The 15,368-nt window shown below is 65.6% G+C and carries 17 protein-coding genes; 3 read left to right on the plus strand and 14 right to left on the minus strand.

What is annotated here, in order from left to right:
* Genes CDV49_RS16055 through cysG form a run of 6 tightly spaced genes read right to left on the minus strand, consistent with a single transcriptional unit; the run spans nt 1 to nt 5,392 of the window.
* Nucleotides 1-816 (minus strand): ferredoxin--NADP reductase, encoded by an 816-nt coding sequence (locus CDV49_RS16055; RefSeq protein WP_088216440.1) that lies wholly within the window; start codon nt 814-816, stop codon nt 1-3.
* Between the two features lie 49 nt (nt 817-865).
* Nucleotides 866-1,270, minus strand: coding sequence for a DUF934 domain-containing protein (locus CDV49_RS16060; RefSeq protein WP_088216423.1), 405 nt, complete (start codon nt 1,268-1,270; stop codon nt 866-868).
* Entirely contained in the window at nt 1,267-2,013 is a 747-nt protein-coding gene (locus CDV49_RS16065; protein ID WP_088216424.1) for a phosphoadenylyl-sulfate reductase, read from the minus strand. The genes CDV49_RS16060 and CDV49_RS16065 overlap by 4 nt, the downstream gene beginning before the upstream one ends.
* The gene (locus tag CDV49_RS16070; protein ID WP_088216425.1) at nt 2,003-3,670 is read right to left on the minus strand and encodes a nitrite/sulfite reductase; all 1,668 of its coding nucleotides are present in this window, start codon (nt 3,668-3,670) and stop codon (nt 2,003-2,005) included. The genes CDV49_RS16065 and CDV49_RS16070 overlap by 11 nt, the downstream gene beginning before the upstream one ends.
* Nucleotides 3,671-3,689: 19 nt before the next feature.
* Nucleotides 3,690-4,007 carry a DUF2849 domain-containing protein gene (locus CDV49_RS16075; protein WP_088216426.1) on the minus strand — a complete coding sequence of 106 codons (318 nt, stop codon included), beginning with the start codon at nt 4,005-4,007 and terminating at the stop codon, nt 3,690-3,692.
* Nucleotides 4,004-5,392, minus strand: coding sequence for a siroheme synthase CysG (gene cysG, locus CDV49_RS16080; protein ID WP_088216441.1), 1,389 nt, complete (start codon nt 5,390-5,392; stop codon nt 4,004-4,006). The genes CDV49_RS16075 and cysG overlap by 4 nt, the downstream gene beginning before the upstream one ends.
* A gap of 140 nt (nt 5,393-5,532) precedes the next feature.
* On the opposite strand from cysG, the gene CDV49_RS16085 reads away from it, so the two are divergent.
* Nucleotides 5,533-6,015, plus strand: coding sequence for an Lrp/AsnC family transcriptional regulator (locus CDV49_RS16085; protein ID WP_088216427.1), 483 nt, complete (start codon nt 5,533-5,535; stop codon nt 6,013-6,015).
* Nucleotides 6,016-6,042: 27 nt separating this feature from the next.
* Here the strand turns inward: CDV49_RS16085 and CDV49_RS16090 are convergent, their stop codons facing one another.
* The 4 genes from CDV49_RS16090 to CDV49_RS16105 all read right to left on the minus strand — a co-directional run bounded on the left by CDV49_RS16090 (nt 6,043) and on the right by CDV49_RS16105 (nt 10,044).
* Nucleotides 6,043-7,431 carry a glutamine synthetase family protein gene (locus CDV49_RS16090; protein WP_088216428.1) on the minus strand — a complete coding sequence of 463 codons (1,389 nt, stop codon included), beginning with the start codon at nt 7,429-7,431 and terminating at the stop codon, nt 6,043-6,045.
* Nucleotides 7,428-8,801 (minus strand): aspartate aminotransferase family protein, encoded by a 1,374-nt coding sequence (locus CDV49_RS16095; RefSeq protein WP_088216429.1) that lies wholly within the window; start codon nt 8,799-8,801, stop codon nt 7,428-7,430. Before CDV49_RS16095 ends, CDV49_RS16090 begins: the two co-directional genes overlap by 4 nt.
* A 64-nt stretch (nt 8,802-8,865) precedes the next feature.
* Nucleotides 8,866-9,330: a hypothetical protein gene (locus CDV49_RS16100; protein WP_088216430.1), complete on the minus strand. Its 465-nt coding sequence runs from the start codon at nt 9,328-9,330 to the stop codon at nt 8,866-8,868.
* 60 nt (nt 9,331-9,390) lie between these two features.
* Entirely contained in the window at nt 9,391-10,044 is a 654-nt protein-coding gene (locus CDV49_RS16105) for a ribonuclease T2 family protein (protein WP_088216431.1), read from the minus strand.
* A gap of 121 nt (nt 10,045-10,165) precedes the next feature.
* On the opposite strand from CDV49_RS16105, the gene CDV49_RS16110 reads away from it, so the two are divergent.
* Together CDV49_RS16110 and CDV49_RS16115 are read left to right on the plus strand one after the other, a co-directional pair.
* Nucleotides 10,166-10,921, plus strand: coding sequence for a DUF1013 domain-containing protein (locus CDV49_RS16110; RefSeq protein WP_088216432.1), 756 nt, complete (start codon nt 10,166-10,168; stop codon nt 10,919-10,921).
* 73 nt (nt 10,922-10,994) lie between these two features.
* Entirely contained in the window at nt 10,995-11,927 is a 933-nt protein-coding gene (locus CDV49_RS16115) for a cation diffusion facilitator family transporter (RefSeq protein ID WP_088216442.1), read from the plus strand.
* Between the two features lie 3 nt (nt 11,928-11,930).
* Here the strand turns inward: CDV49_RS16115 and recR are convergent, their stop codons facing one another.
* The 4 genes from recR to CDV49_RS16135 form a co-directional block, all read right to left on the minus strand.
* Nucleotides 11,931-12,527 carry a recombination mediator RecR gene (gene recR, locus CDV49_RS16120; protein WP_179209240.1) on the minus strand — a complete coding sequence of 199 codons (597 nt, stop codon included), beginning with the start codon at nt 12,525-12,527 and terminating at the stop codon, nt 11,931-11,933.
* Nucleotides 12,528-12,534: 7 nt separating this feature from the next.
* Nucleotides 12,535-12,879, minus strand: a complete 345-nt coding sequence (locus CDV49_RS16125) for a YbaB/EbfC family nucleoid-associated protein (protein WP_088216433.1) — start codon at nt 12,877-12,879, stop codon at nt 12,535-12,537.
* Nucleotides 12,880-12,890: 11 nt separating this feature from the next.
* Nucleotides 12,891-14,666 (minus strand): DNA polymerase III subunit gamma/tau, encoded by a 1,776-nt coding sequence (locus CDV49_RS16130; protein ID WP_088216434.1) that lies wholly within the window; start codon nt 14,664-14,666, stop codon nt 12,891-12,893.
* Nucleotides 14,667-14,779: 113 nt separating this feature from the next.
* Nucleotides 14,780-15,001, minus strand: a complete 222-nt coding sequence (locus CDV49_RS16135) for a hypothetical protein (protein WP_088216435.1) — start codon at nt 14,999-15,001, stop codon at nt 14,780-14,782.
* Nucleotides 15,002-15,368 lie beyond the last annotated feature (367 nt).

The raw sequence follows: 15,368 nt of genomic DNA on the forward strand, positions 1-15,368 counted from the left end.
TCAGCCGACGAAGGCCTTTTCCACCACATATTCGGCCGGCTCGCTGTTTGCGCCTTCACGCAGACCGAATCCGTCGAGGATTTCCATGATGTCCTTGTTGAATGCGAGGCTGCCGCAGACCATGCCCCGGTCCGTCGCGGGGTTGATCGCCGGGATGCCGAGCCGCTCGAACACCTCGCCGGAGCGCAGATGGTCGGTGATCCGACCCATGACGGGCGAGGTTTCGCGCGTCGTGGTGGGGTAATAGCGCAGCTTGCCCGCGGCGAATTCGCCGACCAGCGGATCCTCGGCGACGGAGGCGACCAGCTCCTCGCCATAGGCCAGTGCCGCCACTTCCCGCGTGGTATGGGTGAGAATGACCTCATCATACCGCTCATAAGTCTCCGGGTCGCGGATCAGCGAGGCAAAGGGCGCGATCCCGGTGCCGGTAGCGAAGAGCCACAGCCGCTTGCCGGGCAGCAGCGCGTCCAGCACGAGCGTTCCCACCGCTTTCGGCTTCAGGATGATCTCGTTCCCCGGCTGGATGTGCTGCAACCGGGAGGTGAGCGGGCCGTCCTGCACCTTGATGGAGTAGAACTCCAGTTCCTCGTCCCAAGCGGGGGAGGCGATTGAATAGGCGCGCAGCAACGGGCGGCCGTTGTCGCCGGTCAGGCCGATCATCACGAATTCGCCCGACCGGAAGCGGAGCGACCGTGGACGGGTCACGCGGAAGGAAAACAGATGCTCCGACCAGTGCCGGACGGAGGTCACGGTTTCGGTGGGCAGCGTCTTGGCGGCGGGGGCGGCGGTATCGGTCACGGGAGCGAGGTCGTTCATGGCGGAGAGTCGCATCCTTTTTATCGGGAATTGGCGGTCGGCGGAAGGGTCAGCCCCGCAGCCGCCGCTGGTAATCATGGGCACGCCAGTCGGCACGGGCGAGCCACTGATCCTCGGGCTGGCGCGCGGCGAGTTCGGAGGCGATCTCCACCTCGTCGAAACCGGAGCGACGCGCCATGGCATATTGATCGGCGATCACATGGCCCTTGGCGCGGAGCCGCCCGGTGAATCCCAGCCGCCGCAACTCCCGCCCGAGGGTGAAGCCGCGACCGTCGGAAAAGGCGGGGAAGTCGATCCGCACGAAGCCGGCCGACAGAAGCGGCGCCAGATCGGCGGTCGCGGTGTTGGACGGGACATCCACGGCGGGACTCGGACCATCCATCGCATCGAGCGGCAGGAAGTCTCCGGCAAAATCCTCGGCATGGAAGCCGTCGTCGCGCACGATCACGGTCATGCCGCGTTCTCCTTGTCCTTTGGCATCCGCACGGCCTTGCCGTCGATGAAATGGATGCCGCATTCGACCTTTGCCTGTCCCCGCCAGCGGCCGGCCCGCGGATCCTCGCCCGGTTTCACCGGAGAGGTGCAGGGGGCGCAGCCGATCGACGGATAGCCTTTCGCCACGAGCGGGTGCCGGGGCAGATCATGTCGGGTCATATAGGTATCCACCTTCGCCGGCGTCCAGTCGGCGAGCGGATTGATTTTGATCCGACTGTCGCCTTCCGCCTCGAACAGGTCGAGCGTGGCGCGGGTCGCGGCCTGAAACCGCTTCCGCCCGGTGATCCAAGCGTCGAATCCCTTCAGCGCGCGTTCGAGCGGGCGGGTCTTGCGCAGGTCGCAGCAGGCGTCGGTATTGAACTGATGCAGCGTATTATCGGGATCCTCGAAGGCAAGTTCCTCTGGATCAGCGGTGATGCGCCGGATGCCGGTCAGGCCGAGGCTGCGCGCGATCTCCTGCTGATAGACAATGGTTTCCGCGAACAGCATCTCCGTATCGACGAAGAGCACAGGCAGATCGGGCGCCACCTCCGCCACCATATGGAGCAGCACGACCGATTCCGCCCCGAAGGAGGAGACGAGCGCCACCCGCCCCGCCGCCGGATCGGCGAGTGCCGCACGGATCGCATCCGCGCCGCCCTTGCCGCCATGGCGGGCGTTAAGGGCATCCACCCGATCCGCGACGGAACCGTCAGGCCGCATCGCGCTTGCCTTCCTCCGGGTAGAGCGCGGCCTTGAAGGGGGCCGGGCCAAGGCGGCGGAAGGCGTCGAGGAACGTCTCCTCCGGCCCCTGCCGTTCGGCCAGATAGGCGCGCATGAGCCGCTCGATGGCGGGCACCACCTCCTCCGCCGGAAAGCCGGGGCCGGCGCGTTCGCCGATGGCCGCGCGTTCGGTGCCATCGCCGCCCAGCGTGATCTGATAATTCTCCACCCCCGCGCGGTCGAGGCCGAGGATCCCCACATGCCCCACATGGTGATGGCCGCAGGCGTTGATGCAGCCGGAGATCTTGATCTTCATCCCGCCGATCTCCTCCTCCAGCCCGAGAGCGTGGAAATGGGTGGCGATGTCCTGTGCGATGGGAATGGAGCGGGCCGTGGCCAGCGCGCAGTAATCCATGCCGGGGCAGGCGATGATGTCGGAGATGAGCCCGATATTCGCCGTGGCCAGTTCCGCGGCCTTCAGCGCGGCGTGGACGGCGGGCAGATCGCCCTTGTGCACATGCGGCAGGATGACATTCTGCTCATGGCTGATGCGTAGCTCGTCATGTCCGTAGCGCTCCGCCAGATCGGCCAAAACGCGCATCTGGTCAGATGTCGCATCCCCCGGCGTCGCACCCTGTTTCTTCAGCGAGACGGAGACGATGGCATAGTTGTCGTTCCGGTGGCGGCTCAGGTTCTGTTCGCTCCAGCGACGGAATTCCGGGTCGCGCAGCGCGGCATCATAGGCGTCGGTGGGCGCGTTCTTCCACGCGGGCGGGGCAAAGGCCGCCTCGATGTCCGCAAGCAATGCCTGATCGGCGCCATGGAACTCCGGCCGGATTTCCGCGAACCGGGCCTCCACAAGCTCCCGGATCGTCTCAAGGCCCGTTTCATGCACGGTGATCTTGATGCGCGCCTTGTACTTGTTGTCGCGGCGGCCAAGCTCGTTGTAGACGCTGAGAACCGCTTCCACATAGGGCAGCAGGTCGGTTTTCGGCAGGAACTCCCGCACGACATGGCCAAGCATCGGCGTCCGGCCAAGGCCGCCGCCCACGATCACCTCGAACCCCGGCTCGCCCTTCGCATTGCGCACCATGCGCAGCCCGATGTCATGCGCGCGCGTCACGGCGCGGTCGTTCGGGCTGCCGGTGATGGCGATCTTGAACTTGCGCGGCAGGAACTGGAATTCCGGGTGATCGGTGGACCATTGGCGGAGAAGTTCCGCCACGGGGCGCGGATCCTCGATCTCATCCGCCGCCGCGCCGGCGAAATGGTCGGCGGTCACGTTGCGGACGCAGTTGCCCGAGGTCTGGATGGCGTGCATCTCCACCTCCGCCAGAGCCTCCAGCATGTCCGGCACGTCGCGGAGCAGCGGCCAGTTGTACTGGATGTTCTGACGGGTGGTGAAATGGCCGTACCCCTTGTCCCACCGGTCGGCGATGAGCGCGAGCTGACGCATCTTGGCGCCGTTCAGCGTGCCATAGGGGATGGCCACGCGCAGCATGTAGGCGTGCAGCTGGAGGTAGAGGCCATTCATCAGCCGGAGCGGCTTGAACTCGTCCTCCGTCAGCGATCCGTCGATCCGTCGCTCCACCTGCGCGCGGAACTGGGCCACCCGTTCGCAGACGAAGGCTGCGTCGAAATCGTCGTAGCGGTACATGCGGTCGTGCTCCTGGGATTCAGCCGACGCGATCGAGGTCGCGTTCGGCCTGTTTGCCGTGGGGATAGTTTGACGGGCCGGTCGCGCGAAACGCCTCCCGGAAGTGGACGGGTTCCGGTCCGGCGGATCCCGCCTTGGCATCGGCGAGATAGGCGCCGACGACAAGCCCGGATTGGGCTGCCGCATCCAGCAGGCGGATCGCGGCATGGGCCTCGTCCTCGATCAGCTCCGCCTCGCGCAGTTCGCGCGACCAGCGGTCATCGGGGGTGAGATAAACGACATCGCCCTCAAGGAGGGCGTTGGCGGTGACGACTTTCGGGGTAAAACGGCGGCTCATGGTCTGGCCTCCTTGTAATCTTCGAGAAGTTGGACTGCGCGTCGGGGCGACAGCCCGTAAAGAATGATCGCTGGGCCCGTCAGTTCCGTGACGGCCTTGGTAAAATCATTGAGACAACAGCCGATAATTCGTTCATCCGGGCGGGAAGCGTTCTCGATCAGCGTGACGGGCGTGGTCCCCGCCGCACCGTGCATCATGAGCCGGCCCTGAACGAATCGGGCAGACTTCCGGCCCATGTAGATCGCCGCCACCTCGCCCGGACGGGCGAGCGTGCGCCAGTCATGCTCGGCAAAGCCCTGCATGTCGTGGCCGGTGATGAATCGGACGGAGGAATTGCGCCCGCGGCGGGTCAGGCTCTGGCCGATGCTTGCCGCCGCGGCCACGGCGGAGGTGATGCCGGGGACGATGCGCCAGGAAATACCGGCCTCCTCCACCGCCTCCAGTTCCTCGTCAAGCCGTCCGAACAGGCCCGCATCGCCGGATTTGAGCCGCACCACATGCGCCCCCGACCCCGCATGGGCGAGGATCAGCGCGTTGATCCGCTGCTGGCTCATCGACGGGCCGAACCCCTCCTTGCCCGCGTCGATCAGCGTGGCCTCGCGCCGGGCGAGCTCAAGGATCTCCGGGGAGATCAGGCGGTCGTGGATGACCACATCCGCCGCATCCAGCGCGCGCCGCGCCTTCAGCGTCAGCAGTTCGGGGTCACCGGGGCCAGCGCCGACGAAATCCACATGGCCGGGCCGGGGAGCCGCGTCCAGGTGGCGGGCGAGCAGATCGTCCAGCGCCCGCTCCGCCCCGTCCTCGCCGTCCGCTTCATGTGCGCGGGGGCCGATGTCGAAGTAATACTCGCTCCAGAAATCGCGGCGGCGGCGGCCCATGGGCAGCGCCTCCGCCATGTTGCGAAAGGCTTTGCCGATCCGGGCCAGCGTGCCAAGGCGCACAGGCAGCCGCGCTTCCAGATCCGCCTTGATCGCCCGGGCAAGGACCGGGGCCGCCCCCTCCGTCCCGATGGCGACGGTGACCGGATCGCGGTCCACGATGGCGGGCGTGATGAAGGCGCTGCCATGGAGATCGTCAACGATATTGTGCAGAACACCTGCCGCGCGGGCGAGGGCTGCGGTCGCGGCGTCGCGCGCCGCATCCTCATCCGCGGCATAGACGAGCACCGCCCCCGACAGATCCTCGGACGTGAGCGCGCGATGATGGAGCGCGATGCGCCCTTCCGCCGCCCAGAGGAGGATTTCGTTCACCGGATCGTTGGAAAATACTTCGACCTGCGCCTCTGTCTTGAGCAGCAGCCGCAGCTTCGCGACGGCGGCATCGCCCCCTCCCGACAGGAGGATGCGGCGCCCCGTGGTATCGAGGAAGAGCGGAAAGTGCTTCATGACAGGAACCAAGTCTGGAATCGCAGCGCTAATGTAGGATATTTTCCGCCATGAATGCTATCCTGCCTTGCAGATAAGGATGTTTGTTCGGATAATCGGCCCCAACGGGGCATCCTTCCCGTTTTGAGGGAGATCAACGAATGGCAGTCCGGCTGGATGAGATCGATCGGAAAATCCTTGTCGAATTGCAGGAGGATGCCAGCCAGTCGTTGGATGAAATCGCCCGCAAGGTCAATTCCTCCAAGACGCCGGTCTGGAACCGGATCCGCAAGCTGCGCGAGGCCGGGGTGATCGGGCGGCAGACGGTGATTCTGGATCCGGAATCGCTGGGGCTGGAGGCCTGTTTCTTCGTGCTGATCCGCACCTCGGAGCATGAGGCCGATTGGCAGAAGAAGTTCCTCAAGGCACTCCGCGAACGCCCGGAAGTGCTGGAGGCGCATCGGCTTGCGGGCGATATCGACTATATCCTGAAGGTCCGCGTCGCCAATGCCCGCGCCTATGACAAGTTCTATCAGGCGCTGATCTCGGAAGTGCGGATCTACAATGTCACGGCGCTCCTTTCCATGGAGGAGATCAAGGCCACGACCATCCTGCCGATCCCGGAGGAGACGCCCGTCCAGTGACGCCCTCCGCAAAGGCCACGCGCGCCGTCAGACGGAGTGGAGATAAAGGTCGAAATCCACGTCCGGGATGGTCGCGGCGACACGGGCATATTCGGCCGCCTTTATGGCGGTGAAGGTGCGATGCATCTCCTCCCCCAGCGCCGCCTTAAGGAAGGCGGATTGTTCCGCCGCCTGAATTGCCTCCCGCCAGTCGCGCGGGATGGGGAGGGACGAGCTCTCCTCATAGCCGTTGCCGACGGTCTCCGGCCCGGGGTCCAACTGCTCCGCCAGCCCCTTGTGGATACCGGCCAGCACCGTCGCGCCCACCAGATAGGGGTTGGCGTCCACTCCCGCGGGGCGATGCTCGATGCGGCGGGCCGCAACCGGTCCAGCGGGGATACGCAGCGCCACGGAGCGGTTGTTCACCCCCCAGGTCGGCGACACCGGGGCATAGCTCTGGCTCGCGAAGCGGCGCCAGGAGTTGCCATGCGGGGCAAAGACCAGCATCGATTCGCCCATCGTCGTGCGAAGACCGCCGATTGCCCGGCGGATCGGGTCGTTCCAGACGCCCTCCTGCGCCTCGCTGAAGATGTTGCGCCCCCCGGCATCTGCCATCGACACATGGAAGTGCATCCCCGACCCGGCATAACGGGCAAAGGGCTTCGCCATGAAGCAGGCCGTCACGCCAAAGCGCCGCGCGGCAAGACGCACGATGCGCTTGAGCCGGATGAGGTCATCGGCCGCCCGCATGACATCGGGCCGGTAATGGAGCGTCAGCTCATACTGACCGGGCGCGTATTCGGAGATCACCGTCTCCGCCATGATCCCGGCTGCCGCAGCGCCAGCATAGATGGCGGAAAAGAGCGGCTCCATCCCGTGCAGGTGATCGACGGAATAGACCTCCGTCCTGTCCGACCGCCGCCCGTCCAGCACGGCGGCAGCGGGGCGGACGCGCCCCTCTGCGTCGCGGGCATTGTCGAGCAGGAAGAACTCCAGCTCGAACGCGCCTGCGGGAAACAGGCCCTCTGCCGCCAGCGCCGCCACCTGACGGGAAAGGGCGTGACGCGGATCGGAGGCCATCGGCGCCCCGTCGAGGGTGAACATGGAGATCAGCACTTCCGCCCGAGCGGGCGATGTGCCCGCGATGGGCACCAGGCTCCCCGGCACCGGCCAGGCGCGCAGGTCGCCATCCCCCTGATCCCAGATGAGTCCGGTTTCGTGGACATCCTCGCCGCAGATATCCAGCCCGAGAATGGAGATCGGCAGATGCCGCCCGTTGCGGTAGAGCGACAGGAGTTCATGCCGGCGGATGATCTTGCCGCGGCCCACACCGTTCGCATCCGTCAGAACGAGGTCGATCGCCTCGATCTCCGGGTGGCGGGCCAGAAAGTCCTCAGCTTCGGAAGCGTCGGAGCCGGAGGGGGAAAGCGATGTCATCGGAACAGCTCCGCGCATATCTCGTCAAACGCGTGGATCAGCCGGTCGATCTGCTTCTTCCGGGTGACGGGAGAGACGAGCATCATGTTGTGGAAGGGCGCGATCAGCAGCCCGCGGTTGACAAGGGACAGGTGAACGGCCGCCTCAACCAGCGGCTGATAGGCTTCCTCGGCCTCGGTGCCGTTGCGGAGAGGGCCGGGGGCGCAGACGAACTCCACCCGTGCGCCGCAGCGGGCGACATGCCAGGGCACATTCCGCTCCCCGATGACTGTGCGCAGCCCCTTTTCCAGCCGCTTCGCGCCGCTTTCCATCCGCCGATAGGCGTCTTTCGTCATGACTTCGGAGAGCGTGGCCCGAAGTGCTGCGAACTGGAGCGGATTGCCGGAGAGGGTGGTGCCCATGCCGGTATGGCCCGCCGCGCGCTGTGCCTCCTGCGCCGAAAGACGGGAGGCGATGTCCTCCGTCATGCCCCAGACCGCCGCCGCGACGCCGCCCGCCACCGCTTTCCCGCAGGTGAGGATGTCGGGCCGCAGCCCGTGGCGGCGCGTGTAGCCGCCGAGACCGGAGCTGATCGTATGCGTCTCGTCGAGGATAAGGAGCGTTCCCGTCGCCCGTGTGAGCCGCCGGAGCGCCTCATGAAAACCGGGGTCGGGCAGCACCATGCAGGCATTTGTCATCACCGGCTCCGCGATGACCGCCGCAATGTCCATCTCGCAAAGCGCGGCTTCGAGCGCGGCGGGATCGTTGAACTCCACCGCGACCGTCTCCGAAGCCGGGTCCCCGGCCATGCCGACAAGGCCGGAGCGGGGCACCGTGCGCCCGTTGCACAGCCGCACCATCGTCTCATCCACGGTGCCGTGATAGGCGCCGTTGAAGACGACGATCTTTCGCCGCTCCGTGACCGCCCGCGCGACCTTCAGCGCGAAGCGGTTGGCGTCCGTCGCCGTCGTCGCCATCTGCCAGTGGAACTCTCCAAAGCGGGAGGAGAGCAACTCCCCGACTGCCAGCGCGTCGATATTCGGCAGCATGTAGGTCAGGCCCTGCCGCGCCTGCCGGCGAATCGCCTGTGCCACCGGCTTGGGTGAATGGCCGAAGAGCGAGGCAGTATCTCCAAGGCAGAAGTCTTCGAAATCGTGCCCGTCGATATCGGTGAGCGTCGCGCCTTCTGCCCGTTTCACCATGATGGGGAAGGGCAGCGGCCAGTCCCGCATCCAGTGCATCGGCACGCCGTCCAGCCAGGCGGCCGCGCCATGGTCAAGCGCCATGCGGCTCCGGGGGCGCGCCTTCGTATAGGTTGCCGTTTCCCGCGCAAGCAGTTTGCGGAGGCGATTCGTCGGGACACCGCCCGAAAGGGAAGTCGGCGACGACATGGGCGCCTCGCTCTTGGGGTCCGTCGGGTTCTCACTCAAGGTGGGCGCGGGCGCAAGAGGGCCGTTACTCCACCAGCGGGACGAGCGCGAGCAGGCGCTTGCCCTCCTCCGCGCTCAGAAGGGTGCGGAACAGCCGCTCGATCCGGTCGCGATAGGTCAGCAGCGCGGCAGAGGACAGCGCTGCCGGATCGCCTCGGAGTTGTTCGGCGGAAGCCTGTTGCCACAGGATCAGCAACTCGTGCGCGGCAACGGCGCTGGTGGCATTGGCGACACGGCTTTCCTGGCGGAGAAGCTGAACCCGGAGCCGCGTCTCCACTTCGGCATAGCGGGGCCGGAGGCGTTCGACCGCGGCCGCACGCTCCGACGGCGGCAGGATGAGCAGCTCCTGATAGATGCCTATGGCCAGCGTTGCGAGGTCGGCGGCCCGGTCCACCGTGCCGGCATCGTAGAGCGCGAGTTGCGGTGCGCAGCCTGCCAGAGCCAGCGAGAGGGCGATGACCAGCGGTCGGACGAGGGGAGGGAGGCGCATCTGGAAGCCGCGTCTGGATGAGTGTCCACCTTACCGTGCCGCATTGCAGCGAAGAAGCCCCTAAGGCGCTTCGAGTATAGCGTTTTTCAAGGTGCAGTCGCGGATCGCATCCGGGCCGCAGCGGCGGGGTTCCAGGTCTTTCGTCAGGCAGACGCGCACCTCGGCGATATGGCCTGCGGAACAGGTGACGGTGAGCATGTCGCGCGTCATTCCGGGGTTCGCCTCGATGAACGCATCTTCGACCACGAAGGCGGGAAGGCGCACATCCTGTTGCAGGCGAGAGAAGATCTCCGGCAGCGCGATGCTGCGGTAGGCCCTGCGCTGGGCGGTAAGATAGTCGCGCGCGCTCAGCCCCGCGCAGCGCCCATGCTTCTTCCACTGATACCAGGCAAGTCCCTGCGAGCCCATGATATCCGTCATCGCTCCCGTCTCCACCCGCGAGGGATCGCGCGTGGAGGTGCGGCAGAATTCGGGCCAGCCTCCCTTGTCATACTGCGGCCAAAGGCCATGAAGGAGGAAGCCGTGGCGATGCCGGGGGTCGCACTGCCCGCCCGTTTCCCCCTCGCGCGAACACCAGCCGGGGGACCATGTGAGCGCCATGACATAGTAGTCGAATTCCCCTGCCGGACGTCCGCCGCGCGCCTGCGCCAACGCGCCGTCCGCCGTTGCGCAGAGGCTCAGGAAGGCGGTCAGAACCGCTGTGGTCACGCGCATTGCCTCTTTTCTCCTTCGGCCTTCCCGCCTATATATCACCGGACTTCCCGAAAACGTGGAGATCGCGGCCAAGGCCGCAGCCGTTTTCCCGGCGCGGGAGAGATATGTTAGGAGAGACCCGATGAACAAGCCCCTGATGGCCAAGGCGACCGCGGTCTGGCTCATCGAAAACACCACCCTGTCCTTCAAGCAGATCGCGGATTTCTGCGGACTTCACGAGCTTGAAGTGCAGGGCATCGCCGATGGAGACGTGGCCACCGGCGTCAAGGGTTTCGATCCGATCGCCAACAACCAGCTCGACGCCGTGGAGATCGAGAAGGGTGAGAAGAACCCGATCTACCGGCTCAAGCTGAAGTTCAACCCCGCCGCCGTGGGCGAGGAAAAACGCCGCGGGCCGCGCTACACACCCCTTTCCAAACGTCAGGATCGTCCCGCCGCGATTCTCTGGCTCGTCAAGTTCCACCCGGAACTCACGGATGGCCAGATCGCGAAGCTGGTGGGCACGACGAAGCCGACGATCCAGTCGATCCGCGACCGTTCGCACTGGAACATCTCCAACATCACGCCGGTCGATCCGGTGGCGCTGGGCCTTGCCCGCCAGTCCGAGCTGGATGCGGCCGTGCAGCAGGCCGCCCGCAAGAAGACGGCGGATGGTGTCGTGATGACCGACGACGAACGTCGCAAGCTCGTCTCCACCGAGCAGTCGCTGGGCATGTCGCCCGATGCACGGTTGCCGTCCTCCATCGCGGGTCTGGAGAACTTCTCCCTCTCCGAGGAGGAAAAGAAACCGGCCGATTTCTCCAATGCGGACAGCTTCTTCAACCTGCCCAACAATGACGACGACGATGAGGACGAGGACGACGATCACCGTCGCTGAGACCGTTGCCGTGGCTGGACTTCGCGAAAGCCACGGCTAATTCCTCCCCAACGGCGGCTGGCCGATGGGGAAAATGGACAGATTGACCGAACAGGGCGCGCTGCGCCTTTCCATTGGCGCGACCGTCGTGGTCGCGCTTTTCGGCATTCTGTTCGGGCTGCTGTCGGGCGCCTTCTCCATTGCCTTCGACGGGTTCTATTCGCTTGCCGATGCCACGATGACGGCGCTCGCGCTCATCGTGTCGGAACTGATCTTCAGGTCCGCCCGTACGAATGCGCTCTCCGGCAAGCTGCGCGACAGGTTCACGATGGGCTTCTGGCATCTGGAGCCCATCGTGCTGGGGCTGAACGGCCTTCTGCTCATGGTCGTGGCGATCTATGCGCTGATCAACGCGGTCATGACCATTCTGGACGGTGGCAACGTCCTGAAATTCGATCTGGCTATCTTTTATGCCGTGGTGACGCTGGCGGTCTGCATGGCGATGGCGTGGCTGGGGCATCGGGTGAACCTGCGGCTCAAATCCGAATTCCTGAAGCTCGATGTGCGCGCGTGGATCATGTCAGGGTGTATCACTGGCGCGTTGCTGGTCGCCTTCGTGCTGGGCTGGGCGGTGCAAGGCACACGCCTGGAATGGCTGTCGCCCTATGTCGATCCGGCGGTGCTGGCGCTGGTCTGCCTTGTCATCATTCCGCTGCCGCTCGGCACCGTGCGGCAGGCGCTTTCGGATGTGCTGCTCATCACGCCGCCCGATCTGAAGGTGCATGTGGACAGCGTGGCCGAGGAGATGGTCGCGAAATACGGCTTCAAGGGCTATCGCGCCTATGCTGCCCGCGTCGGGCGGGGCACTCAGGTGGAGCTCTACTTCATCCTGCGGACAGGCCTGCCACCCGAGCCTCTGGAGCATTGGGATCGTCTGCGGGACGAAATCGGGGATGCCATCGGGGGGGAAGGGCCGGACCGCTGGCTGACCATTGCCTTCACCACCGATCCCGGCTGGGCGGAGTGAGGGTCAGAAGGACCGCCGCGCCCGCATCGCCGCGCTGATCGTGCCATCGTCCAGATAGTCGAGTTCCCCCCCCACCGGCACGCCCTGTGCGAGAGAGGTAATGGCCGCCCCGGAGCCTTCCAGCGCCTCGGCGATGTAATGCGCGGTGGTCTGACCGTCCACCGTGGCGGGGAGCGCGAGGATCACCTCCCGCGCCTCCTTCGCCCGAGAGACCAGCGCCGGGATGCGCAGGTCCTCCGGCCCGACGGCGTCGAGCACGGACAGGGTGCCGCCCAGCACGTGATAGCGCCCGCGGAACGCTCCCGCCCGCTCCATCGCCCACAGGTCCGCCACGTCCTCCACCACGCAGATCTCGCCCGTCTCCCGGCGGGGATCGGCGCAGATCGCGCAGAGATCGCCAGTGCCGATATTGCCGCAGACCACGCAATCGCGCGCATTCACGGCAACCTGCTGGAGCGCCTCTCCCAACGGGGCCATCAGCGCAGCCCGGCGGCGGAGCAGGTGCAACACGGCCCGCCGCGCCGACCGGGGGCCAAGCCCCGGCAGACGCGACATGAGCGCGATCAGCGCCTCGATCTCCTCGCTGGCGGCGTCTTTCAAGATGACCTCAGAAGGGCAGCTTCATCCCGGCGGGAAAGCCGAAGGATTCGGTGAGGCTCGCCATTTCCGCCTGCGATTTCTCGGCGGCCTTGGTCTGCGCGTCCTTGATCGCGGCGAGGATCAGATCCTCCACCACTTCCTTTTCTTCCGGGTTGAAGATGGAGGGGTCGATGTCCAGCCCCGTCAACTCGCCCTTGGCGGTCGCGGTGGCTTTCACCAGACCGGCACCGGATTCGCCCGTCACCGTCGTGGTGCGAAGCTCCTCCTGAAGCGCCTCCATCCTCTCTTGAATGTCCTTGGCCGATTTCATGAGCTTCGCCATGTCGCCCATCTGGCCCAGTCCCTTGAACATCCGTTATCCTCTCATTCGTCCTCGAAGGGGTCCCATTCATCCGGCACTTCGGGAAGCGCCGCCTCCGCCGCTTCGGCCATCGCCGTCTCGGCTGTTCTGACTTCCGCCACGCGGGCGCCGGGGAAAGCCTCCAGCACCGCCTGCACCAGCGGATTGTTCCGTGCCTCCAGCCGCAGCACTTCCTGCTCCGCGTCGCGCTCTTCCGCAATCGTGCGGCCACCGCCGTCCGAAACGACGGAGACGCCCCAGCGCACGCCGGTCCAGCCCTGCAAGCGCCCTGAAAGCCGTGCGGCAAGATCCGGCGGTGCCTCGGGTGTCGGCTGGAACTCGATCCGGCCGGGCGCGTAATGGACAAGGCGGAGCGTCGTCTCCACCTCGATCAGCAGTTTCACATCCCGGTTCGCGCGGATGAGTTCGACGACCTGCGGAAAGCTGGCGTAGCGGGCAAGCGACGTTTCCGGTGCGGAGGACAGCGCCATCGCCACGCCCCCGCCGGAGGGCGTAGCGACCGTCCGCGGGCCGGTCTGCGCGGTCTGTGGAAGGGGACGATCGGCTCCCGCCCTGCTGCCCCGCCCGTTTCCGGGCCCGCTTCCCGGCGCGCCGGGGCCCGGGGGAGGCAGGGATTGCAGCCTGCGTACCAGATCCTCGGGGGAGGGAAGGTCGGCCACATGTGTCAAGCGGATCACCGTCATTTCGGCGGCCATCATTGCGTTCGGCGCGAGGGAGACCTCCTCCAGCGCCTTTAGCAGCATCTGCCACATCCGGGTCAACACCCGCATGGAAAGCCGCTCCGCCAGATCCAGCCCGCGCGCGCGCTCGTCCGGCGGAACGGTCGGATCCTCCGCCGCCTCCGGGGTGATGCGAACGATTGAGAGCCAGTGCGTGATCTCCGCCAGATCGCGCAGCACCGCCATCGGATCGGCGCCCGCCGCGTATTGCGCGGAAAGTTCCGCCAACGCCCCGGCCGCATCTCCCCGCATGATGAGGTCGAAGAGGTCGAGCACCCGGCCTCGATCGGCGAGGCCGAGCATCGCCCGCACCTCTTCCAGCGTGGTTTCGCCCGCGCCATGCGCAATGGCCTGATCGAGCAGAGACATCGCATCCCGCGCCGATCCTTCGGACGCCCTCGCAATCAGCGCCAGGGCATCGGCGGCGACAAGGGCGCGCTCGCGCTCCGCCACGCCGGCGAGATAGGGGATCATCACCTCAGGCTCGATCCGGCGAAGGTCGAATCGCTGGCAGCGGGACAACACGGTTACCGGAACCTTGCGGATTTCCGTGGTGGCGAAGATGAACTTCACATGCGGCGGCGGTTCCTCCAGCGTCTTGAGCAGCGCGTTGAACGCGCTGGTCGAGAGCATGTGGACCTCATCGATGATGTAGATCTTGTAGCGCGCCGACGCCGCCCGGTAATGGACGGAATCGATGATCTCCCGTATGTCGCCGACCCCCGTGCGGGAGGCAGCGTCCATCTCCATCACATCGACATGGCGCCCCTCCGTAATGGCGCGGCAGGCGTCGCAGACGCCACACGGCTCCGTCGTCGGGCCCCCAGTCCCGTCTGGGCCGGTGCAGTTCAGCCCCTTCGCAATGATCCGGGCGGTGGTCGTCTTGCCCACCCCCCGGACGCCGGTCATGATGAAGGCATGGGCGATCCTGTCCGCCGCGAAGGCATTCTTCAGCGTGCGGACCATCGCCTCCTGCCCGATCAGATCGGCGAAGGTCTGCGGTCGGTACTTGCGGGCAAGGACCTGATAGGTCGCCGGGGCGCTGTCGCTGGCAGGCATATGAAGTGTCCGTCGGAGAGTTCCGCTGAACCTATAGTCTCCCGCCGCGTGTCACAAGACCGCGGCAGGACCAACCAACTCAGCTACCGCCCAGAGCGGCGACATCCCAGCCGCTACATCTTCACGAGACGCCGGACCTGCGAGGCGATAGTGCGCAGCACTTCGGCCTCATCGGCACGCGAATCGCTGGCAAGATCCTCCAGATCGTCCACCAGGCACAGCCTGTTGTATTCACCCCTCACATTCGCGAGAAGCACGGCCACAGCGGTACGGATGGCAACTTCGCCCGTATCCTGCGGCACGGAGGAGAGGTGGGAAGCGGGAACAGCACTCATGACACTCAAACCTTAAAAAAAACATTCACTGCCGGAAAATGATCTAGCCTTGTCTGCAAAAAGAAAAGTGGAAGGTACAAAGCAATTCTTTCGCAGGGTGGCTTTTCGGTATCTAAAGCAACCCTGCGACCGGGGCATCTTCCCTGCCCGTTCATGTCAGATACCCCGAAGAAGTATCGATAGTCATTGCCAAAAACACGAAACACTCCTCTTCTGTTCCCTCATACTTTCGACAACCATAGGCTGAACCTGTTAATCGCCGGTGAAAGCAGTGTTTCGAAAAAGCCCGAGACGGTAGCCCACCTTGATCCTATCTCGGCTCGAATTATCTCGCATTCGACGGTTTGAACCTGCATTCCCCAAGTGG

The sequence above is a fragment of the Haematobacter genomosp. 1 genome, from assembly GCF_002196855.1.
Classification (GTDB): Bacteria; Pseudomonadota; Alphaproteobacteria; order Rhodobacterales; family Rhodobacteraceae; genus Haematobacter.

Bases quoted from the DNA above. Each gene is read 5' to 3' on its own strand.
- CDV49_RS16055 (WP_088216440.1), bottom strand. From the start codon at position 816: ATGAACGACCTCGCTCCCGTGACCGATACCGCCGCCCCCGCCGCCAAG.
- CDV49_RS16060 (WP_088216423.1), bottom strand. From the start codon at position 1,270: ATGACCGTGATCGTGCGCGACGACGGCTTCCATGCCGAGGATTTTGCC.
- CDV49_RS16065 (WP_088216424.1), bottom strand. From the start codon at position 2,013: ATGCGGCCTGACGGTTCCGTCGCGGATCGGGTGGATGCCCTTAACGCC.
- CDV49_RS16070 (WP_088216425.1), bottom strand. From the start codon at position 3,670: ATGTACCGCTACGACGATTTCGACGCAGCCTTCGTCTGCGAACGGGTG.
- CDV49_RS16075 (WP_088216426.1), bottom strand. From the start codon at position 4,007: ATGAGCCGCCGTTTTACCCCGAAAGTCGTCACCGCCAACGCCCTCCTT.
- cysG (WP_088216441.1), bottom strand. From the start codon at position 5,392: ATGAAGCACTTTCCGCTCTTCCTCGATACCACGGGGCGCCGCATCCTC.
- CDV49_RS16085 (WP_088216427.1), top strand. From the start codon at position 5,533: ATGGCAGTCCGGCTGGATGAGATCGATCGGAAAATCCTTGTCGAATTG.
- CDV49_RS16090 (WP_088216428.1), bottom strand. From the start codon at position 7,431: ATGACATCGCTTTCCCCCTCCGGCTCCGACGCTTCCGAAGCTGAGGAC.
- CDV49_RS16095 (WP_088216429.1), bottom strand. From the start codon at position 8,801: ATGTCGTCGCCGACTTCCCTTTCGGGCGGTGTCCCGACGAATCGCCTC.
- CDV49_RS16100 (WP_088216430.1), bottom strand. From the start codon at position 9,330: ATGCGCCTCCCTCCCCTCGTCCGACCGCTGGTCATCGCCCTCTCGCTG.
- CDV49_RS16105 (WP_088216431.1), bottom strand. From the start codon at position 10,044: ATGCGCGTGACCACAGCGGTTCTGACCGCCTTCCTGAGCCTCTGCGCA.
- CDV49_RS16110 (WP_088216432.1), top strand. From the start codon at position 10,166: ATGAACAAGCCCCTGATGGCCAAGGCGACCGCGGTCTGGCTCATCGAA.
- CDV49_RS16115 (WP_088216442.1), top strand. From the start codon at position 10,995: ATGGACAGATTGACCGAACAGGGCGCGCTGCGCCTTTCCATTGGCGCG.
- CDV49_RS16125 (WP_088216433.1), bottom strand. From the start codon at position 12,879: ATGTTCAAGGGACTGGGCCAGATGGGCGACATGGCGAAGCTCATGAAA.
- CDV49_RS16130 (WP_088216434.1), bottom strand. From the start codon at position 14,666: ATGCCTGCCAGCGACAGCGCCCCGGCGACCTATCAGGTCCTTGCCCGC.
- CDV49_RS16135 (WP_088216435.1), bottom strand. From the start codon at position 15,001: ATGAGTGCTGTTCCCGCTTCCCACCTCTCCTCCGTGCCGCAGGATACG.